The organism is Pseudomonas izuensis (assembly GCF_002356535.2).
Classification (GTDB): domain Bacteria; phylum Pseudomonadota; class Gammaproteobacteria; order Pseudomonadales; family Pseudomonadaceae; genus Aquipseudomonas; species Aquipseudomonas izuensis.
In genome coordinates this window covers 678,737-695,853 of the sequence record NZ_AP017423.2, presented here as the reverse complement: position 1 = coordinate 695,853, position 17,117 = coordinate 678,737, and the positions used below count along the sequence as shown (strand labels likewise).

The window sequence follows — 17,117 nt, the reverse complement described above, 5'->3', positions numbered from 1 at the left end:
TCCCATGCACAGACGTTTTATGCCGCTGCTCAACGGCTTGATCTGCGCCACCTTGCTGTGCGGTATGCCCGTCAATTCAGTCTCGGCGGCGGCCGGAAACTGCGCCGCGCTCGGTCCGTTGCCGGCGGTGCTGGAAGTCGGCGAAGGCCTGCAACAGGAACTGCAATCGCCAGTGGCGATCACCCGCCTGGCGGTGGGCGATCCGAAAATCGCCGATGTGCGGATCAACGGCAACCAGGCCTTGCTGCTCACCGGCATGGCCCCCGGCGCTACCAGCCTGATGGTCTGGACCGCCTGCGCCACTGCGCCGCGCCAGAGCATGGTATTTGTTCAGGGGCGAGCGACCGCCGCCATGACCCGCAACGCCAGGCTGCCATCCGATGACCCGTTACTGCCGTCGCAAGTACAGACCGATATCCGCTTCGTCGAGGTCAGCCGGACCAAACTCAAAGAAGCCAGCACCTCGATTTTCGGCAAGAGCTCGAACTTCCTGTTCGGCTCCCCCGGCACGGTGCCCAACACGGCCGTGACACCTCGCGTGTTTCCGCTGCGCAACATCGATCCACGCATTGCCGTGCCCAGCATTCCGCTGGCCAACGACATGTACAACATCGTCGCCGGCGGCGGCAATTTCCTGGCCATCATCAATGCCATGGAGAGCAGCGGCTTCGCCTATACCCTGGCCCGCCCCAGCCTGGTCGCACTCAGCGGACAGAGCGCCAGTTTCCTCGCCGGCGGTGAAATCCCGATCCCGGTGCCCAGCGCCAACAGCAACAGCTACTCCATCGAATACAAGGAATTCGGCATCCGCCTGACCCTGACACCGACCGTGATCAGTAATGACCAGATCACCCTCAAGGTGGCGCCGGAGGTCAGCGAACTGGACTTCAACAACGGCGTCACCATCGGCGGCACCAACGTTCCGGCATTCACCATTCGCCGCACCGATACCAGCATTTCCCTGGCCGATGGCGAGAGTTTTGTCATCAGCGGTTTGATCAGCACGCAAAACACGTCGCAAGTCAGCAAGTTTCCAGGACTGGGTGATATCCCGATCCTTGGCGCGTTCTTTCGCAGCTCGTCGATCAACCGCGAAGAACGGGAGCTGTTGATGATCGTCACGCCGCACCTGGTGCAGCCATTGGCGGCCAACGCGCAGCTACCGTCGTTGCCCGGTGAAAAACTGCGTAACTACGACCCGAACTGGTATCGCCTGTACTTCCTCGAAAACGGCGACTTCGACAAACGCAGCGGGTTATCGCAATGAGTCAGAACCTGAGCCAGACCTTCCTCGCGATCACGCGCAACAGCACCGACCTCGAGTGGCTGCAAGGTGCCCTTGCTCCTTTGGGCCAGGTGGTCAGTGCCGGCGGCGGCAGCCTCGACGAATTGTTGGCGTTGGTGGACGTGACCTTCGCCAGCCTGGTGTTCGTCGGCCTTGACCGTGAACACGTCGTCACCCAAAGCGCACTGATCGAAGGTGCGCTGGAAGCCAAACCGATGCTGGCCATCGTCGCGTTGGGCGATGGCATGGACAACCAGCTTGTACTCAACGCAATGCGCGCCGGTGCCCGGGATTTCGTGGCCTATGGTTCCCGCTCCAGTGAAGTGGCCGGCCTGGTGCGGCGCTTGAGCAAACGCCTGCCGCCCGTGGCACCGAACACGCATCTGGGTGGCCTGACCGTGCTCTATGGCGTGCAGAGCAATGCCGACGGTGCGCTGTTGGCCACTCACATGGCGCAAGTGGTGCAAAACAGCGGTCAGCACACGCTGCTGCTTGACCTCGGATTGCCGCGCGGTGACAGCCTGGCCTTGCTCGGCCTCGAGAGTTCGTTTCATTTCGGCGATGCGTTGCGGCACGTGCGACGCCTCGACGCGACGCTGATCGACAGCGCCTTCACCTGTTGTGACATGGGGCTGCGCATCCTGGCCTACGCCAGCAGCGACGAACCGCTGGAACACACCAGCGCCGCCGAGTTGTACATGCTGCTCAGTGCCTTGCGCCAACACTTCCAGCACATCGTGGTGAACCTCACCGGCCAGCCGGACAGCGAAGCCTTGCGCACGTTCGTCAGCCATTGCGACAAGCTGCTGTGGTACACCGATCAGAACGTGCTCGACTGCCGGCGCAACCTGACGGTGCTCAACCTGTGGCGTGAAAAAGGCTTGAAGCTCGATCACGCCAGGCTGCTGGTGGACCGTTACCTGCGCAGCGTCGCACCGGACTCCGACACCCTGGGTAAAAGCTTCGGCATGGAGGTCATCGCCACGCTCACCTACAGCCCGGAAGTGCGACTCAACGCCAAGAACCAGGGCGTGACCCTGTTTGAGCTGGCTCCGCGCGAAGGCCTTACCCAAAGCCTGCGGGCCCTGGGCGAACGCCTGGCCAAACGCTCCGAAGGCCTGGCCAAACCCAGGATCGGCTGGTTCAACCGCTTGAGGGGTGCGCAATGAACGGCGAAAAACTGTTCGGCGCCCCCCAGCGCGCCGTGATCGGCAACACCGACCACGAAGGCCTGAAACTGGTGCTGCACCGCTACATCATCGACGCCATCGAAGAGTCCGGCAAAAACCTGCTGGAAGGTTCGCGGCAAGTGCTGGCGCAGTTCGTCATCGACAAGGTGGCCGAATACATCGCCCGATTGCACCTGGCGATATCCCGCTATGAAATGGAGCGCCTGGCCGAGGAGATCGTCGATGAGCTCACCGGCTTCGGCCCCTTGGAAGTGCTGCTGCGCGACACCGCGGTGACCGAAATCCTGGTCAACGGTCCGCACCGGGTCTTTGTCGAGCGCGATGGCGTCCTGCATCAAAGCGACTTGCGCTTCATCGACGCCCACCACGTCGAGCGCGTCATGCAGCGCATTCTCGCGCCCCTGGGGCGTCGCCTCGATGAATCATCACCGATGGTCGATGCGCGCCTGCCGGACGGCAGCCGGGTCAATGCGATCATTCCACCGATCGCCCTCGACGGCCCGTGCCTGTCGATTCGGAAATTTCGCCAGGACATGCTCAAAAGCAGCGACCTGATTGCAATGCAAACCATCGATCAGGCGGTCTTCGAGTTCATCCAGCAAGCCGTGGGCAGCCGTTGCAACATCCTGATCAGTGGCGGCACCGGCACCGGCAAAACCACGCTGCTCAATATCCTCAGTCAGTTGATCAACCCTCACGAACGGCTGGTGACCATCGAAGATGTCGCCGAATTGCAACTGGGCCACCCCCATGTCGTGCGCCTGGAAACCCGCCCGCCGAATGCCGAAGGCCATGGTGAAGTGAAGGCCAGCGACCTGATTCGCAACGCCCTGCGGATGCGCCCGGACCGGATCATTCTTGGCGAGATCCGGGGCGTCGAAGTGGTCGATGTGCTCACCGCCATGAACACCGGCCACGACGGTTCCATGAGCACCGTGCACGCCAACAACGCTCAGGATGCATTGCTGCGCCTGGAAACCCTGGTCGGCCTGACGGGCCGCACCATCGCCGACCGCACCTTGCGGCAGATGATCTGTGCAGCGCTGGACGTAGTCATCCAGTTGACGCGCATGCCCGACGGCCGCCGCTGCGTCAGTGAAGTGGTGGAGGTCATTGGTGTGCGCGATGACGTGTACGTCACCAACACCCTGTTCCGGCTCGACCGCCGTACCGGCTTCGGTTTCATGCGCGAGGCGGTCAACCCCGCCGGCGACAAACTGCGCCGCGAGTCGGCGCTCTCCCCATCGGCGTATTGAGGCCAGCGCATGCTCAAACCGCTGCTGCTCATCCTCGTTTGCCTGACCCTGTTGGGGGTATCGGTGCGGCTGTTCTACAACGGGCTGCGCCAGAGCGGCACCGAGCGGATTCTGGGCCGCCTTAACCAGGGGCAGCCGCAACGGGTGGTGCAGAAAACCTCGTGGACAGGACTTGATCGCGCCTTCCTGCGGGCGGGTCTCGGACGGCCCACCGAACGGCTGGGCGCATGGCTGGCATTCTGGTCCCTGGCAGTGCTGATGGGGCTGGCCGTGGGTGGCTGGGTCGGCGCGCTGCTGTTGCTGTTGATACCACCGCTGGTGATGCGCCTGTATGTCGGCTGGCGTTATCAGCGCCGGCTCACGCGCATGATTGAACAACTGCCGTCCCTGCTCGATCACGCCGTGCGCAGCCTGAAGGCGGGGCGGACACTGGCCGATGCCGTACTGGGCGCCATCGACGCAGTCGAGGACCCGTTGAAAAATGCCATGGGCCGGGTTCAACGCAATGTGCAGTTGGGTGTCAGCCTGGCGGACGCCGTCTCTGACTTCGCCGAGCTGTATGAAAAAGATGAACTGCGCTTGTTCGCTCTCGGGCTGAAGGTCAACCACCGCTACGGCGGCAATGCCAGTGAGGTGCTGGAAAACCTGATCAAAGTGATTCGCGAACGCGAGCAAGCCGCTCGTCAATTGAAAGCCATGACGGGGGAAACCCGGGTCACGGCGGTGGTCCTGGCACTGTTGCCGGTGACACTCGCCGGGTACTTCCTGATCTCCAATCCGACCTACCTGCTCGCCATGTGGGACACCCACTCCGGCCAGACGATGCTGGCCACCGCCTTCGGTTTGCAGGCGGTGGGATGCCTGGCGCTGTGGCGCATGTTGCGCAGCCTATGAAGATGCCATTGCTGATCAGCGCCCTGCTGTTTCTCGGCGCCGCACTCTTGCTTCTGGGCAGCCTGCTGGAACAGCGCCGGCGGGCCCGCCAGATCGTCCAGCGCCTGGATGGCAAAGTCTCTGGCGACCACCGTTTCAGCCAATGGCTGCAAGCGTTGGGCGCCAGCCGCATCGGACAGCAGACGGTCAACCTCGACAATGAAACCCAGGCCCTGCTCAATCGCCTGGGCTGGCGCAGTGCACGGCAACGCACGCTGTTCGCCGCATTTCAGGTGGGCATACCGGTGCTGGCCCTGGCCTTGAGCCTGCTGATTCAGGGCCTGTTTTACCCTGTGGTGGAAAATCACTGGATCGCCCCGGCATTCGCCACCGGCATCGGCTACCTGTTGCCCAAACGTCTGCTGGCCGCCGCCGCACAACGTCGGCAAAGACAACTGGCCAGCGAGACCTCAACGTTCATCGCGTTACTGCGCATCCTGTTCGAATCGGGCATGGCCGTGGAGCAATCGCTGCGGGTCTTGAGCATCGAAGGCAAACAGCTGCTGCCCAACCTGACCCATGAACTGCGCCTGGTACTGGCCCGGGTCGATTCCGGCCTGGAGCTGGGCGAAGAACTGAACAAGACCACCCGTTTGCTGGGCGTAGACGAATTCACCGACACCTGCGTGATCCTGCAACAGTTGATCCATCAGGGTGGCGGCGCACTGAAATCCCTGCTGTCACTCAAACAATTGCTCGACGACCGGCGCCTCACGCGCCTGCAGGAATACATCTCCAAAATGTCCGCCAAAATGTCCGTCGTGATGATGCTGTTCCTCTTCCCGGCGTTGATGATCGTACTGGCCGGCCCGGGCTTCACGGCCCTGGCACGAGCCTTTGCTTCCTAGAGGGAACCTGATGAAAGCATTGATTGCCGGTTTGAGCCTGATATTGCTGGGCGGTTGTGCGAGCACCGGCCAGACGCCCTGGGAAACCCTGACCCATACCGCCAGTTGCGGCAAATTGAATTCAGATGAACAACTGGCCATGAACCTCGCCGATGACATGGCCAGGGACGGCAAACTGCACGCCAGCCTGGCCAACCTGCAAAACCTTCCGGACAACCTGGCCGACGTGCGCCTGCGCAAGGCCAAGGTCTATCGACTGCTGGGCCGCAGAGAAGCCGAGCCGCTGTACCGCAGCCTGCTGGGCAGTTGCATGGCCGCCGAAGCCGAACATGGCCTCGGACAACTCGCCGCCGCCAAAGGCGACAACGGCCAGGCACAGGCCCATCTGCTACGGGCCGCGCGCCTGGCGCCCACCGATGAAAAAATCCGCAACGACCTGGGGGTGGTGTACCTCAACCAACTGCGGGTCGAAGACGCCCGGTTCGAGTTCCTCACCGCCATCGAACTCAAGCAAAGCGATCAATTGGCCGCGGTGAATCTGGTGACCCTGCTGATCTACCAGGACGACTGGAGCCGCGCCGCCGAGCTGGTCAGCCGCCTCGGCCTGAGCCCCGCGCAGGTCACCGAAGCCCAGGCCCGCGCCGAGAAACTCAAGACCCCGGGCAGACCGGGCCCGAGCATGGCGGCCCAGGTCGCCGTCGTCACCCCGTCGGCGCTTCAATAGGGAGAACGCAGGATGAAACCGACCACCCTCTACTGTCTCGGCCTGCTGGCCCTGCCCCTCACCAGCCACGCCATCGACGCCGGCCCGGCCTCACCTCAACAGCAGGAAACCGAAGGCTGGCTGCAACTGCAATCACATAACACGGTCGCCTCCCCAAAAACCCAGACCGCCACCGCGACTGAGCGTGAACTGGCTATGCAACGCTGGTTGAAGAGCTATCAGCATGAGATCCCGCAATACTTTGATCAGTATGAGGGGGGGAAGGTGGATACGGGGTCGCAGTAACGGGTTTGGATTTTACTGCGCCTGTCAGACCGCTTTCGTCGGAACGCCGCCCGGAGCCGGCTCGCTCCCACAGTTGAAATGCATTCCTCTGTGGGAGCGAGCCTGCTCGCGAAAAACGATAACGCGGTCTATCAGGCTGCAGGCTGTTATGGCGGATCGAGATTATCCAACGCCCGATTCACCGCCAGCTCACCCAGCATGATCACCTGCGCAATCCCCAGCAGGGTGCTGCGTTGCGAGCCTTCCAGAAACGTCGCGAAATCACTGGCCATGACACTTGCCGAAGCAAGGGATTCGCAGGCGTGAGCCAGCAGGGTTTCGGTATCGATATCGGGGGCGATGACGAACATCGTGCTGGGTTTGCGCACGACAGGAACGTTGTCGGTTTCGGGGGGATTTGGGGTTGGTTTGATCATGGTGAAGCTCCATTCGCTAGTAGGAGTTCGCCATCACTGCGACCAAGCAGAAGGGTGGCGAACTGTACGCAGGTTGGTCGACCAGGGAATGGAAACCCGGCAGGGCCTGAGCCCTCCCACGCACAGCTCGCCATTAAGCAAGCACAAAAAAACCGCTCGCGCGGCACTGTGCGCCATTCTAAACCCGGGCGACCAAACCCGATCACTGATTTTTTCAGTGACGGACAAAGGCTAGGGATCAGGCTTCCGACGGACAACCTGAAAAACGTGTGGGAAGGTTCTGGGGGTTTTATGGGTCGCTAAACATCTTCACCTGTTCCGCCGTCTTCGCTGGCAAGCCAGCTCCTACAGGGGACTGGGTACATCCGCACAAATCAGGTCGGCCGACAGGCCGCCTTCGCTGCGATGCGGCGCCCCGACAAGCCAGCTCCTACAAAAGCATGTACACCCGCTCCTCACCACTCATCAGGCCGAGCGTTAGCTCGCCTTCAGCTTTTGATTTTGATCCACCCGCCCCTTCGGGAGGCTGAGTGGAGGTGTTCATCCGGGGAGTGGCGCGCAGCGCCGTTCGACGCAGTCGAACACGCTGCATGTAGGTGCAGCGAAGCCAACCGGAGGGCAGTGTCCCCGGATGGATACCGGAGCGAAGGAACCCCGAGCCTTGGCGAGGGGCCGGACGCCGGGGCGAGACTTTTTGGTTCCTTTTGGGGCGTTTGCCAAAAGGGACTCGCCGTAAGGGCGATACCATAAGCAGCCGTTACCGCAGGAATGGATATGTACTCAGGCCGGCTTCGCTGGCAAGCCAGCTCCTACAGAAGCAAAGGCAAGTCAGTGCGCCGTGACTCTCTGCCGCAACCCGGTACTGCTGGGCGTAAGCGCCAACGCCAACTGCGTCCGATTATGCATATGCGTCAACCGCAACACCTGCGACACATACAACTTCACCGTGTTCTCAGTAATCCCCAACTCACAGGCAATCTGATAGTTGGTCTGCCCCTTGCCCACCAACCGCGCCACCTCCAACTGCCGCGGCGAAAGCTGATTGAAAATCGCCGGGATCTCCATCCCATCCACATCGCGGGTATCGCCGTCATCCGATTCCGTCGATGGCGATGGATTCGGCGAACGCCGAACCTTGTCCAGGTCTTGATACAGGTCATCAATCGACTCGGACAGGTACTGCAGCTTTTGATGCAGATGCCCCAGTTGCAACGCCTTATGCCGCTCGTGCAAGGCCACTTCCTGGCGTTGCAGACCTTCGAGCAACTCATTCAGATCAATCGGTTTCTGGTAGTAATCGGCAATCCCGGCGCGCAGTGCCTTGATCACATCCTGCTTGTCCGCGCGACCGGTGAGCATGATCGCTTCGAACGCCCGGTGTTTTCCGGACAGGCGTTGCAGTTCCTGGACCAGTTGAATCCCGTCCAGGCCGGGCATGTGCAAATCGCAGAGCACCAGGCCGATGTCGGTGTCTTCATTGAAGCGTTCGATGGCTTGATGGCCGGAGTCGCAGGGGACACAACGGTAGCCGTTGCGCTCAAGAAATTCGCAGAGTTCTTCAACGATCAATGGCTGGTCATCGACCACAAGGACTTTTACTGCCGAGGTACGCTTGTTCACGTGCAACTCCCTGCCTGGTCAAAAACTGACCGTTCCCATACTCACAGCCATAAGCTGTACAACTCACTAAGAAAGTAGTCGCAGTTCCCGACTCTGTACACCTAGCCGAGCCAGGCAAATGTCAGCAACAACCCCACCAGCAGGAAGGGCGCAAAGGGTTGTTTTTTTGACATTCCCGGCTCCAGATAACGAACATGCGATCTAAACCCTTGACCGATATGAAGCCAGACGCTTGGCGCCAGCAGCAGCCAGCACACACTGGCCAAAGCCGCGCCGATAAACACGCCCAGCACATGCCGACCGTCGGTCGCCAGTCCCAGTGCGGTCATGAGTTTCACATCTGCCGCGCCCAGCCTGCCCTTCGCATAACCCGGCAATGTGAAGGCCAGCGCCAGCAGCGCAGCCCAGCCACCCTGCTCTGCCGTCGCGCCAAGCCACGTGGTGCCACTCCACAGCAACCAGGCCAGGGCCAGCACCCCGGCACCCAACGTCAGGCCATTGGCGATGTGCCGTTGCCGGGCATCCTGCGCTGCGCAAAGCGTCAGCCAGGTCAGTAGGACAAAACTCTGCATCGGGTAAAAAACGTCCTTTTTGGCTGAATGATTCTATGCTGACATTACGCAGTGATGGTCAGGGTAGACGCACTCATGAAAATCCACCTCCCCCACAAACAAAAAGGCGCCGCGGCCATTGAATTCGCCCTGGTGTTCATCGTTTTTTTCGCCGTGTTCTATGGCATTGTCAGTTACAGCTTGCCGCTGCTGTTGATGCAGTCGTTCAACCAGTCGACCGCCGAAGCCGTACGCCGAAGCGTGGCGCTGGACCCGAACATGCCGGGTTACGAAGCGGCGCTCAAAAACCGCGCCACCGCAGAGCTGACCCGGCAATTGGCCTGGATCCCCGCGGCACTTAACTTCAACGTCGCCACCGATGCCACCACGACTTATGTGGGTGGCGAGTTGAAGGTCGCCATTCATTACCCTACGAATAAAATCAGCGCCGTCATCCCGTTTCTGAACCTGCCGGGGGTCGGCCAGGTACCCAACCTGCCGGCGACGCTCACGGCCAGTTCGAGCCTGCAATTTTGAGTGCCGGAGATAAACTGTTCGGGCGCCTGCTCAACCGTCATCCACCGCCCTCGCCGGTGCTGCCGGAGCCCTTGCGCACGCACGGTTTCGGTTTGCAGTTACAGCTCGATGCCCAGGGCAATGTCGTTCACCTGACAGGGCCGCTGCGCCACTTGCTGGCCCAGCAGATTCCCGGCGCGCAAGCCCCTCATCTGCTCGACTTCGTCCTGCCCCACAGCAGTCTGAGCCTCGAGGGCGCGCCGGCCGATTGGCAGGGACAACAGCTCGATCTGGATTTCTACAGCCTCAATGGTACCCCGTTGCACCTGCGCGGCTGGGTTCAACCCTTGGCTGACGCCTGGCTGTTGCAACTGCTGGACATCGGCGACTTGCTGCTGGAACGCCGCCAAGCGCGCAACCGTGAACAATGCCAGTTGCTCGCGATGCAGATGGCCGAACAGTTGCGCCTGTGCAGCCTGATGCGCCTGCCCGATGTACTGGCGGAACAATTACAGTCTCTGGCGCAGCGCTTTCAGATCCCGTGCGTGGCCCTGGCATTGCTCGATGAACAGGAGCAGGGTTGGCAGATTCACCAGCACTATGCTGCTTTTGACGCACCACAGCTGTGGCACAACGGTCAGCGCCTGGGCACGGGCCTGGACAGTTTGAGCGGTTCCGTACCGCAGCACCTGTCACTGCGTGAGCATCCACGCCTGCAAGCCACTTTCGGCAATGCCGACGGGTTCGCCGTGCCCTATCACGATGCTCAAGGCGTGGTCGCCTGGTTACTGTGCGGCTTCTACCCTGTGCAGCAACGCCCGCCCGACATCAGTGAGCGCGACTGGCTGCAAGTCGTCGCCGCGCTCGCCGGCCCCTTGCTGGAGCGCCTGCGCGAGCACCGACATCACCTGCAACTGGAACGGCTGGAGTCGCTGCAAGCGTTACTCGGCACGGGTTGGTGGGAAGTGTTCAGTGACAGCGCCGAGGTGCAGCTGGCACCCTCGCTGGCCTCTGCCCTGAACCTTGTCAGTGCGCGCCTGCCGCTGTCCGACTGGCTCGACCAGGTGCATCCTGCCGACCGCGAAGAGCTGCGCAGTCGTCTGCAAGCCTTGCAGGATGAAAGTCAGGCGCTCCTGTTGTGTGTGCGCTTGCACCGCCCCGACGATGCACTCGCGCCGGTCTGGTATCGCCTGCAAGGCCAGGCCCTGGGCGTCGGCAAGAACCGGCGCCTGGTAGGCTTCATGCTCGACATCAGCGACATCAAGAACCACGAACAACAGGCCGAAGTGGCCCATGCGCGGCTGGACAATCTGATCGCCCGTTCACCTGCCGTCATCTACGTGCAACGCTATGTCGAAGGCGCGCTGCAACCAACGTTTTTCAGTGACAGCCTGCTGCCGTTGCTCGGCTGGACACTCGCCGATTGCAGTGGCGCCGCGTTGGTCGAACGGGTTCATCCCGATGACCGCAACGGCTATTTCGAACGCACCCGCCAGCTGTTGCGCGAAGGTTCGGTGAGCGCCCGCTATCGGCTGCGCGACAGTCGCGGCGATTACCACTGGTTGCTCGACGAAGCCAGGTTGCTGCGCGATGACCTCGGCCTGCCGGTCGAGGCCGTAGGCTTGTGGCTGGATATCACCGAAGCGACCCTGGCGACCGAACAGGTCAAACAGAGCGAAGAGCGTTACCGGATTCTGGTGGAAGATTCGCCGGCGATGATTTGCCGATACCGCCCGGACCTGACCCTGACGTTCGGCAACAAGCCGCTGGCCTCTTACCTCGAATGTCCACCGGAGCAATTGCCGGGGGTCAACCTGGGCAGCTGGATGTCCGCGGAACAGCGCGACGCCTTCACCCGGCGCCTGAACCAGTTGAGCCCGGAATTTCCGGTCAGCACCGCCGAAATCAACCTGCAACTGCCCGGCCGGGAACATGCCTGGTGGGTCTGGTCGGATCGCGGGGTGTTCGATCAGCAGGGCCGGTTGCTGGAAATTCAAGCCGTAGGCCGCGACAACACTGAAGTCCGGCGTTCCCAGCAGCAGCTCACGCAAAGCGCGAAAATGGCCACCCTCGGCGAAATGGCCACGGGACTGGCCCATGAAATCAACCAGCCGCTGAACGTGATGCGCATGGCCATCGTCAACGTGCTCAAGCGCCTGGAAAAAGGCGATGCACAAATCGACTACCTGACCGACAAGCTCACCCGGATCGATACACAGGTACAGCGCGCCGCTCGGGTGGTGGATCACATGCGGGTGTTCGGCCGTCGCTCGGAGATCGAACAGCATCCGTTCAACCCGGCCCAGGCCATCGAAGGCACGCTTTCGCTGCTGGCCGAGGGCATGCGCGGCAAAGGGGTGGATTTGCGTGTCAGCGAACCGGGGTTTGAGGTGCAGGTGCGTGGTCATGTCGATCAACTTGAACAGGTGCTGATCAACCTGATGGTCAACGCCCGGGATGCGCTGCTCGGCAAGCGCGAAACCGATCCGGCATTCAAACCGTGGATTTCGCTGTACGTCGAACGGGATGAACAGTCGGTGCGATTGTGGGTCGAGGACAACGGCGGCGGCATCGATCCACGTCTGCTGGAGCGGATTTTCGAGCCGTTCTTCACCACCAAACCGGTGGGTGTCGGCACCGGTCTGGGGCTATCGGTGAGTTACGGCATCGTCGAGAACATGGGCGGCAGACTGAGCGTCAGGAACTCGGTCGAGGGCGCGCGGTTCTGCATCGAACTGCCCATTGTGCAGGTGGACTAGATGGTGAGGGCCGGGCGTCCGGGCGGCTTGCAGCTCAAGTTTGCGCCCACGTCGACCTTGTTCAGCGTTATCCCGAGGTTGGCGAGCAAGCCGTCGAGGATGGGGTCAACCAGGGGGCCGAGCAATCCCTGGATCGCCAGTCCCAACGTCGTGTTGACGGCATTGAGCGTACCGGCGGCAGTGACGAGCAAGCCGCCCAGCAAGCTTGAGCCGGTGGGTTTGTAGGCCTCCACCTGAACACCGCTCAAGGTTCCTTTCAGACTATTGACTATGCCTTGCGTGCCCAGGCTGTAGTACATCGGTGGCTTCTTGATTTCCGGTGGCTGGTTGTAGACATGCGTGCTTTGGGTACTGGCCACCGAAGTGTCGATTTTCACGCCGAGCCCACCGCCATAAAAGGGGACGCGGGTACTCGCGATACAGTTCCAGAGAACACATTTGATCTTGCCGATATCAATCAAAGCCAAGGGCTGCACGGTCACATCGGCCGAGGAGGCAAAGGCATTGGCGGTATCGATTTTGCCGACTTTCAGCTTTACCAATGACGTGTTGGTCTGCGTGGTCAGCGTTTTTGTGGCATCGCTGGCGCAGGTGTATCCGGTGACGTGGCTATCGGCAGCGCCCACCTCCAGGGCGATGTCGATGGTCGGTGTGGGCAGGATCTGCAGATTGGTTTCATCGCAGGTACCCAACAGGCAAAACACCGAGCCCAACGTACCACCCAGATCAAGATTCAAAACACTGTTCAAGGTACTGGTGAGCCCGCTCACCAAGGCATTGTTGGTAATGGCGCTGGCCAGACCGCTGATACCGGACAACACCGGCAAGTTGAGCGACAGGACCGTGCGCACTTGGGCCGTGCGCACGAATATCCGGTTGGGATCATTGAGCTGGCCATTGACCAACGCCGGATTGCCGATGGCCGACAATTGCGGCGGCTCGATGACTTTGACCTTGACCGTCCCATTGACCAGGCCCGGGATGTTCAACGGTATATTGGCGACCGCGGCATTGCGGCTGTTGGCCAGTTGCACGAATGCTTCCACCAACTGGAACACCTGCACATTGGTATTGAGTGCCGAAGAAGAGACGCCTGTCTGCAATTGCAATAACTGCCCCAGTATGACTGACGTGCTGCCTGCCGCGGCCTTGAGATTGGTCAGGCCGGTGACTGCCACGCTGGTGGTCGGGCCAGCGGCCTGGAGTACCGTGACGGCCGTATCCAGCACTTGAGTGAGCGCGATGTTTTTGCTGAGCAGTTCGGTGTAGTTCCCTGCACTGACGTGCACGTCGACGGCCAGCTGGTTGAGGTAGCCGAGCAGGTTGATCTGGCTATCAACCAGCCCTTGCCACCCGGCAACGCTCAGGTTCAGGCTGCCACCGAGCATTTGCCCCAATAGCAGATTCAAGGCGGCCGACTTGCTGGCATCTACCACCAGCGTCGTACTGCCGATGGTCAACGACGCGAGCGGGGGAAGCACCGCCGGGGCGCTGACCGCTGTCGCTGTGAGCCGAGTGGTAAGCGCGGCAGGGCCAGGGCCCAACAGTGCGCCTATGCCCGCGGCGACGCTGGTCCGCACCGTATGGGTCACGATCACGCGAACAGCTTCTTTTTTGCTGGCATCGGCCACGAAGTATCGAAGGTTGTCGGCCCCCGTCTGCATCGATCCGCAGGCCGTTTGCAGCGTGCCGTCGGCGGCGCTGTAACCGTTGCGGGTCGCACTGGCGAGGGCGTAATCCGCGGCGCTTGACCCCGGCGGCAGGCAATTGCCGTCACGGGTGACCGCCTCCAGGGCCGCGACATCGGCCACCCGCTGCAACTTGCGCTGCTCCAGATAAAGCCTGCCGGTATCGACCACCAGCAACATGAATCCCAGTGCCAGCGTCAGGGTCAATGCCGCCATCAAGCCTATCGCCCCCCGTTGCCGGGCCGGGCCGCGAAACTGCATGCGAGGCGACATCGCGCACTCCTTTGCCGGCGCGCTGCCAAGCGCTACCTCCGTTGGTGTGAAGCAGTGTAGACAAGGGCAGACGAGACTGCTGGCATCTAGCCAGCTCATGCAACAAAAAACCCTGTAGGAGCGAGCTTGCTCGCGATGGAGGTCAACGATAACGCGCGCTTTCAGGCCGCACGCGTCGTCCTTGCGTCCATCGCGAGCAAGCTCGCTCCTACAGGGTGTTGTGGTGTTTATCTGGGTGGATAGTTGGCCAATATCCGGGCGACGGTTTCGCGTATCGCATTGCTGCGATCGGAGGGATTCGGTGTGCGGCTGAGCATCTGTTCGTCACTGCCACGCCACACCAGCTTGCCGTCCTTGCTGTCGAGCAGATCGATCTGGATGGTAGCCACTTTGTAGCTGACGTTGCGGGTTTCGTTGTACATCGGCGCGCCCCAGTAGCCGTTCCATGGGTTACCCCAACCTCCGCCGTAATTGGTCGTCACCTGTTGCTGGCGCTCTTCGACAATCAGGTAGGTCTGCACATTCAAATCACCCTTGGCGGCCGGGCGCAAGCCACGCTGGTCCAGTTGATCGGCCACCGACTGGCGCACCCTTTGCTCGGTCAGGTCGCTCTTGATCCGGGGATCATCGGGACGATATTGCAGGGCCGGTTCTTTCCAGCTCCAGCTGCGATAAGCGGTGAAATCGCGGCTGGCGTCGAAGTCATGATTGACCTGGTTGGCGGCGCAGGCACTGAGCAGCGCAGCCACTGCCAGTAAAGCGAAACGGCGGAACATGATTTTTCTCCGATTGAGAACATGAACCTGCGAAATGCTTCTTAACTACAGAAGCTAACTGGGAGGATACGCCGACATCGCCTTTTCCACAGCCTTGCGTATGGCATCCGCCTGCTCGGACTGGGTGCCCCGGTGGCTGGTTTCAGCACTGGAACTCCATACCGGTTGGCCGCTTTGCGCATCGAACATATCTACTTGCACGACCACGACTTGCTCCTGATAAGTCCGGATGATCGGCGCGCTGCCGTACATGCCATAACCCGGGCCATATCCATAGCGGTTGTAGCCACCATAACCGCCATAACCGTAGTCGTCCTGAACCTGGCGCAAGCGGGTTTCCAGACGCAGGTCGGCACTGACAAACAGGTCTGCCGGGCGATTATCGTGCAACGGTCGCAAGCCCCGTTGATCGAGGGCGTTACTGACGGCTTCGGCGACCTGCGCCGAGTCTGCCCACGCGTTGCCCGGTGGCAGATGCCCATTGAGCCAGGCCCAACTGCGATAACGCCCGTAATCACGGGTCGGCGCCGGGTAGGCGCTGCGGTCGAAGGTGTTGGCCGCCTGTGGTGGCGCCGGGGGAATGGGATTGGAGGACGCCACATACGGGTTGCTGCCCTGACAGGCAAACAAACCCAGGCAGATCACCAGCAACCCTGAACGACTTTTCATTTCACGCTCCGATCAGACAGGCCGGCAGATCCAGTGCAGGTACCGCCCAAGCCCGGCAAAGCTTGGGTGACGGCGATGCGCCAGTTCCATTTCGAGCAAGTCCGGCAACTCGGCGCGGGCCTGGAATTCCACGGGCATGTAGTCGTGAAAAACCCGTACCCCGCTCTGTATTTCGACCCGCCAAAGCCCCTCAAGTTGCGCCGCCAATTCCCGTGGATCCAGGGGTTGTTGCGGGGTCAGGCTCTGCTTCTCGCCGGCCATGTCGTTCTTGCGCATCTTGCGGAAATGGCCCTTGAGCAGGTTGCGATAAATCAGTGCATCGCGGTTGTAGAACGCCAGGGACAGCCAGCCATCCGCCTTCGTCAGTTGGTGCAGCACCGGCAGGATCGCGTGGGGTTCGGCCAGCCACTCCAGCACGGCATGGCACAGCACCAGATCGTAGGGTTCGGTGAGTTGGCCGAGCAGTTCCTGCCATGGCGCCTGGATGAACGTTGCCGTTTGCCCGGCCTCGGCGAAACGCTGGCGGGCACCTTCGAGCATGGGCTCGGCGGGCTCGGCCAGGGTCACCTGATGCCCGCGCTCGGCTAACCACAACGACATGTGGCCAAGACCGGCACCGATATCCAGTACCCGCAGCGGTCGGTCCGGCAGGGACTCGGCCAGGTCGGCCTGCAGCACTGCCAGGCGGATCGCGCCTTTGGCACCGCCGTAGATTTTTTCCGCGAAACGCGTCGCCAGTTGATCGAAATGACGGTCGCTCATCAGCTGAACCTCCGTTCACTGTCGGCCAGCTTGCTGCGCACTACGTCATTCATATCCAGACCCAGCTCACTGCACAGCAACAGCAGATAAAGCACGATATCGCCGATTTCCTGCCCGGCATGGGCCAGTTTGTCCGCCGGCAACTGCCGCGACTGGTCTTCGGTCAGCCACTGGAAGATTTCCACCAGTTCGGCCATTTCGACACTCGCGGCCATGGCCAGGTTTTTCGGGCTGTGAAAGGGCTGCCAGTCATTGCGGTCACGGATGGCGTGCAGGCGTTCGGTCAGTTCAACAAGGTTCATCGGGCTCTCCTGAAGATGTATAGCTTCGGGGGGATGACGAGTGAAGGCAAGTGACAAAGCTTGAGCGGCCGGCCCTGCTTTTTTGTGGGAGCGAGCCTGCTCGCGAAGGCGGTGAGTCAGACACCTCAATTTTGACTGCACCGCCGCCTTCGCGAGCAGGCTCGCTCCCACAGTTACGGTGCAACGCTCTATGCTTGTGTGGAACTCGCCACCGCGATTGACGGCCCAACTCCGTCAACCACGCTTCTTTTTGATCAGGACGCT

17 protein-coding genes are annotated in these 17,117 nt (G+C 61.3%); 9 read left to right on the top strand and 8 right to left on the bottom strand.

Features of this window, described 5'->3' with window-relative positions; translation table 11 throughout:
* Window positions 1-4 precede the first annotated feature (4 nt).
* Genes LAB08_RS03060 through LAB08_RS03030 form a run of 7 tightly spaced genes read left to right on the top strand, consistent with a single transcriptional unit; the run spans window position 5 to window position 6,521 of the window.
* Window positions 5-1,267: a type II and III secretion system protein family protein gene (locus tag LAB08_RS03060; RefSeq protein WP_096513578.1), complete on the top strand. Its 1,263-nt coding sequence runs from the start codon at window positions 5-7 to the stop codon at window positions 1,265-1,267.
* Window positions 1,264-2,454: a CpaE/TadZ family protein gene (locus LAB08_RS03055; RefSeq protein ID WP_096513579.1), complete on the top strand. Its 1,191-nt coding sequence runs from the start codon at window positions 1,264-1,266 to the stop codon at window positions 2,452-2,454. Before LAB08_RS03060 ends, LAB08_RS03055 begins: the two co-directional genes overlap by 4 nt.
* A complete protein-coding gene (locus LAB08_RS03050; protein ID WP_096513580.1) occupies window positions 2,451-3,731 on the top strand; it encodes a TadA family conjugal transfer-associated ATPase in 1,281 nt (426 codons plus the stop codon). The genes LAB08_RS03055 and LAB08_RS03050 overlap by 4 nt, the downstream gene beginning before the upstream one ends.
* A gap of 9 nt (window positions 3,732-3,740) precedes the next feature.
* Window positions 3,741-4,625, top strand: a complete 885-nt coding sequence (locus tag LAB08_RS03045; protein WP_096513581.1) for a type II secretion system F family protein — start codon at window positions 3,741-3,743, stop codon at window positions 4,623-4,625.
* On the top strand, window positions 4,622-5,512 hold the full coding sequence (locus LAB08_RS03040; RefSeq protein WP_096513582.1) for a type II secretion system F family protein: 891 nt from the start codon (window positions 4,622-4,624) through the stop codon (window positions 5,510-5,512). Before LAB08_RS03045 ends, LAB08_RS03040 begins: the two co-directional genes overlap by 4 nt.
* A gap of 10 nt (window positions 5,513-5,522) precedes the next feature.
* On the top strand, window positions 5,523-6,236 hold the full coding sequence (locus LAB08_RS03035; RefSeq protein WP_096513583.1) for a tetratricopeptide repeat protein: 714 nt from the start codon (window positions 5,523-5,525) through the stop codon (window positions 6,234-6,236).
* Window positions 6,237-6,248: 12 nt separating this feature from the next.
* The gene (locus tag LAB08_RS03030) at window positions 6,249-6,521 is read left to right on the top strand and encodes a DUF3613 domain-containing protein (RefSeq protein ID WP_096513584.1); all 273 of its coding nucleotides are present in this window, start codon (window positions 6,249-6,251) and stop codon (window positions 6,519-6,521) included.
* Between the two features lie 146 nt (window positions 6,522-6,667).
* Here the strand turns inward: LAB08_RS03030 and LAB08_RS03025 are convergent, their stop codons facing one another.
* The 3 genes from LAB08_RS03025 to LAB08_RS03015 all read right to left on the bottom strand — a co-directional run bounded on the left by LAB08_RS03025 (window position 6,668) and on the right by LAB08_RS03015 (window position 9,129).
* On the bottom strand, window positions 6,668-6,937 hold the full coding sequence (locus tag LAB08_RS03025) for a DUF6124 family protein (protein ID WP_096513585.1): 270 nt from the start codon (window positions 6,935-6,937) through the stop codon (window positions 6,668-6,670).
* Between the two features lie 828 nt (window positions 6,938-7,765).
* Window positions 7,766-8,557 carry a response regulator transcription factor gene (locus tag LAB08_RS03020; RefSeq protein WP_096513586.1) on the bottom strand — a complete coding sequence of 264 codons (792 nt, stop codon included), beginning with the start codon at window positions 8,555-8,557 and terminating at the stop codon, window positions 7,766-7,768.
* A gap of 101 nt (window positions 8,558-8,658) precedes the next feature.
* Window positions 8,659-9,129, bottom strand: coding sequence for an A24 family peptidase (locus LAB08_RS03015; RefSeq protein ID WP_096513587.1), 471 nt, complete (start codon window positions 9,127-9,129; stop codon window positions 8,659-8,661).
* A 75-nt stretch (window positions 9,130-9,204) separates the two neighbouring features.
* On the opposite strand from LAB08_RS03015, the gene LAB08_RS03010 reads away from it, so the two are divergent.
* Window positions 9,205-9,645, top strand: a complete 441-nt coding sequence (locus LAB08_RS03010) for a TadE/TadG family type IV pilus assembly protein (protein WP_096513588.1) — start codon at window positions 9,205-9,207, stop codon at window positions 9,643-9,645.
* A complete protein-coding gene (locus tag LAB08_RS03005) occupies window positions 9,642-12,383 on the top strand; it encodes an ATP-binding protein (protein ID WP_096513589.1) in 2,742 nt (913 codons plus the stop codon). Before LAB08_RS03010 ends, LAB08_RS03005 begins: the two co-directional genes overlap by 4 nt.
* Here the strand turns inward: LAB08_RS03005 and LAB08_RS03000 are convergent.
* The 5 genes from LAB08_RS03000 to LAB08_RS02980 all read right to left on the bottom strand — a co-directional run bounded on the left by LAB08_RS03000 (window position 12,380) and on the right by LAB08_RS02980 (window position 16,853).
* Entirely contained in the window at window positions 12,380-14,344 is a 1,965-nt protein-coding gene (locus tag LAB08_RS03000; protein ID WP_096513590.1) for a pilus assembly protein TadG-related protein, read from the bottom strand. The genes LAB08_RS03005 and LAB08_RS03000 overlap by 4 nt on opposite strands.
* Before the next feature lie 227 nt (window positions 14,345-14,571).
* Window positions 14,572-15,120, bottom strand: coding sequence for a DUF4136 domain-containing protein (locus LAB08_RS02995; RefSeq protein ID WP_096513591.1), 549 nt, complete (start codon window positions 15,118-15,120; stop codon window positions 14,572-14,574).
* A 54-nt stretch (window positions 15,121-15,174) separates the two neighbouring features.
* On the bottom strand, window positions 15,175-15,789 hold the full coding sequence (locus LAB08_RS02990; protein WP_096513592.1) for a DUF4136 domain-containing protein: 615 nt from the start codon (window positions 15,787-15,789) through the stop codon (window positions 15,175-15,177).
* Between the two features lie 12 nt (window positions 15,790-15,801).
* On the bottom strand, window positions 15,802-16,551 hold the full coding sequence (locus LAB08_RS02985; RefSeq protein ID WP_096513593.1) for a methyltransferase domain-containing protein: 750 nt from the start codon (window positions 16,549-16,551) through the stop codon (window positions 15,802-15,804).
* Window positions 16,551-16,853 (bottom strand): MazG-like family protein, encoded by a 303-nt coding sequence (locus tag LAB08_RS02980; protein ID WP_096513594.1) that lies wholly within the window; start codon window positions 16,851-16,853, stop codon window positions 16,551-16,553. The genes LAB08_RS02985 and LAB08_RS02980 overlap by 1 nt, the downstream gene beginning before the upstream one ends.
* Between the last annotated feature and the right edge of the window lie 264 nt (window positions 16,854-17,117).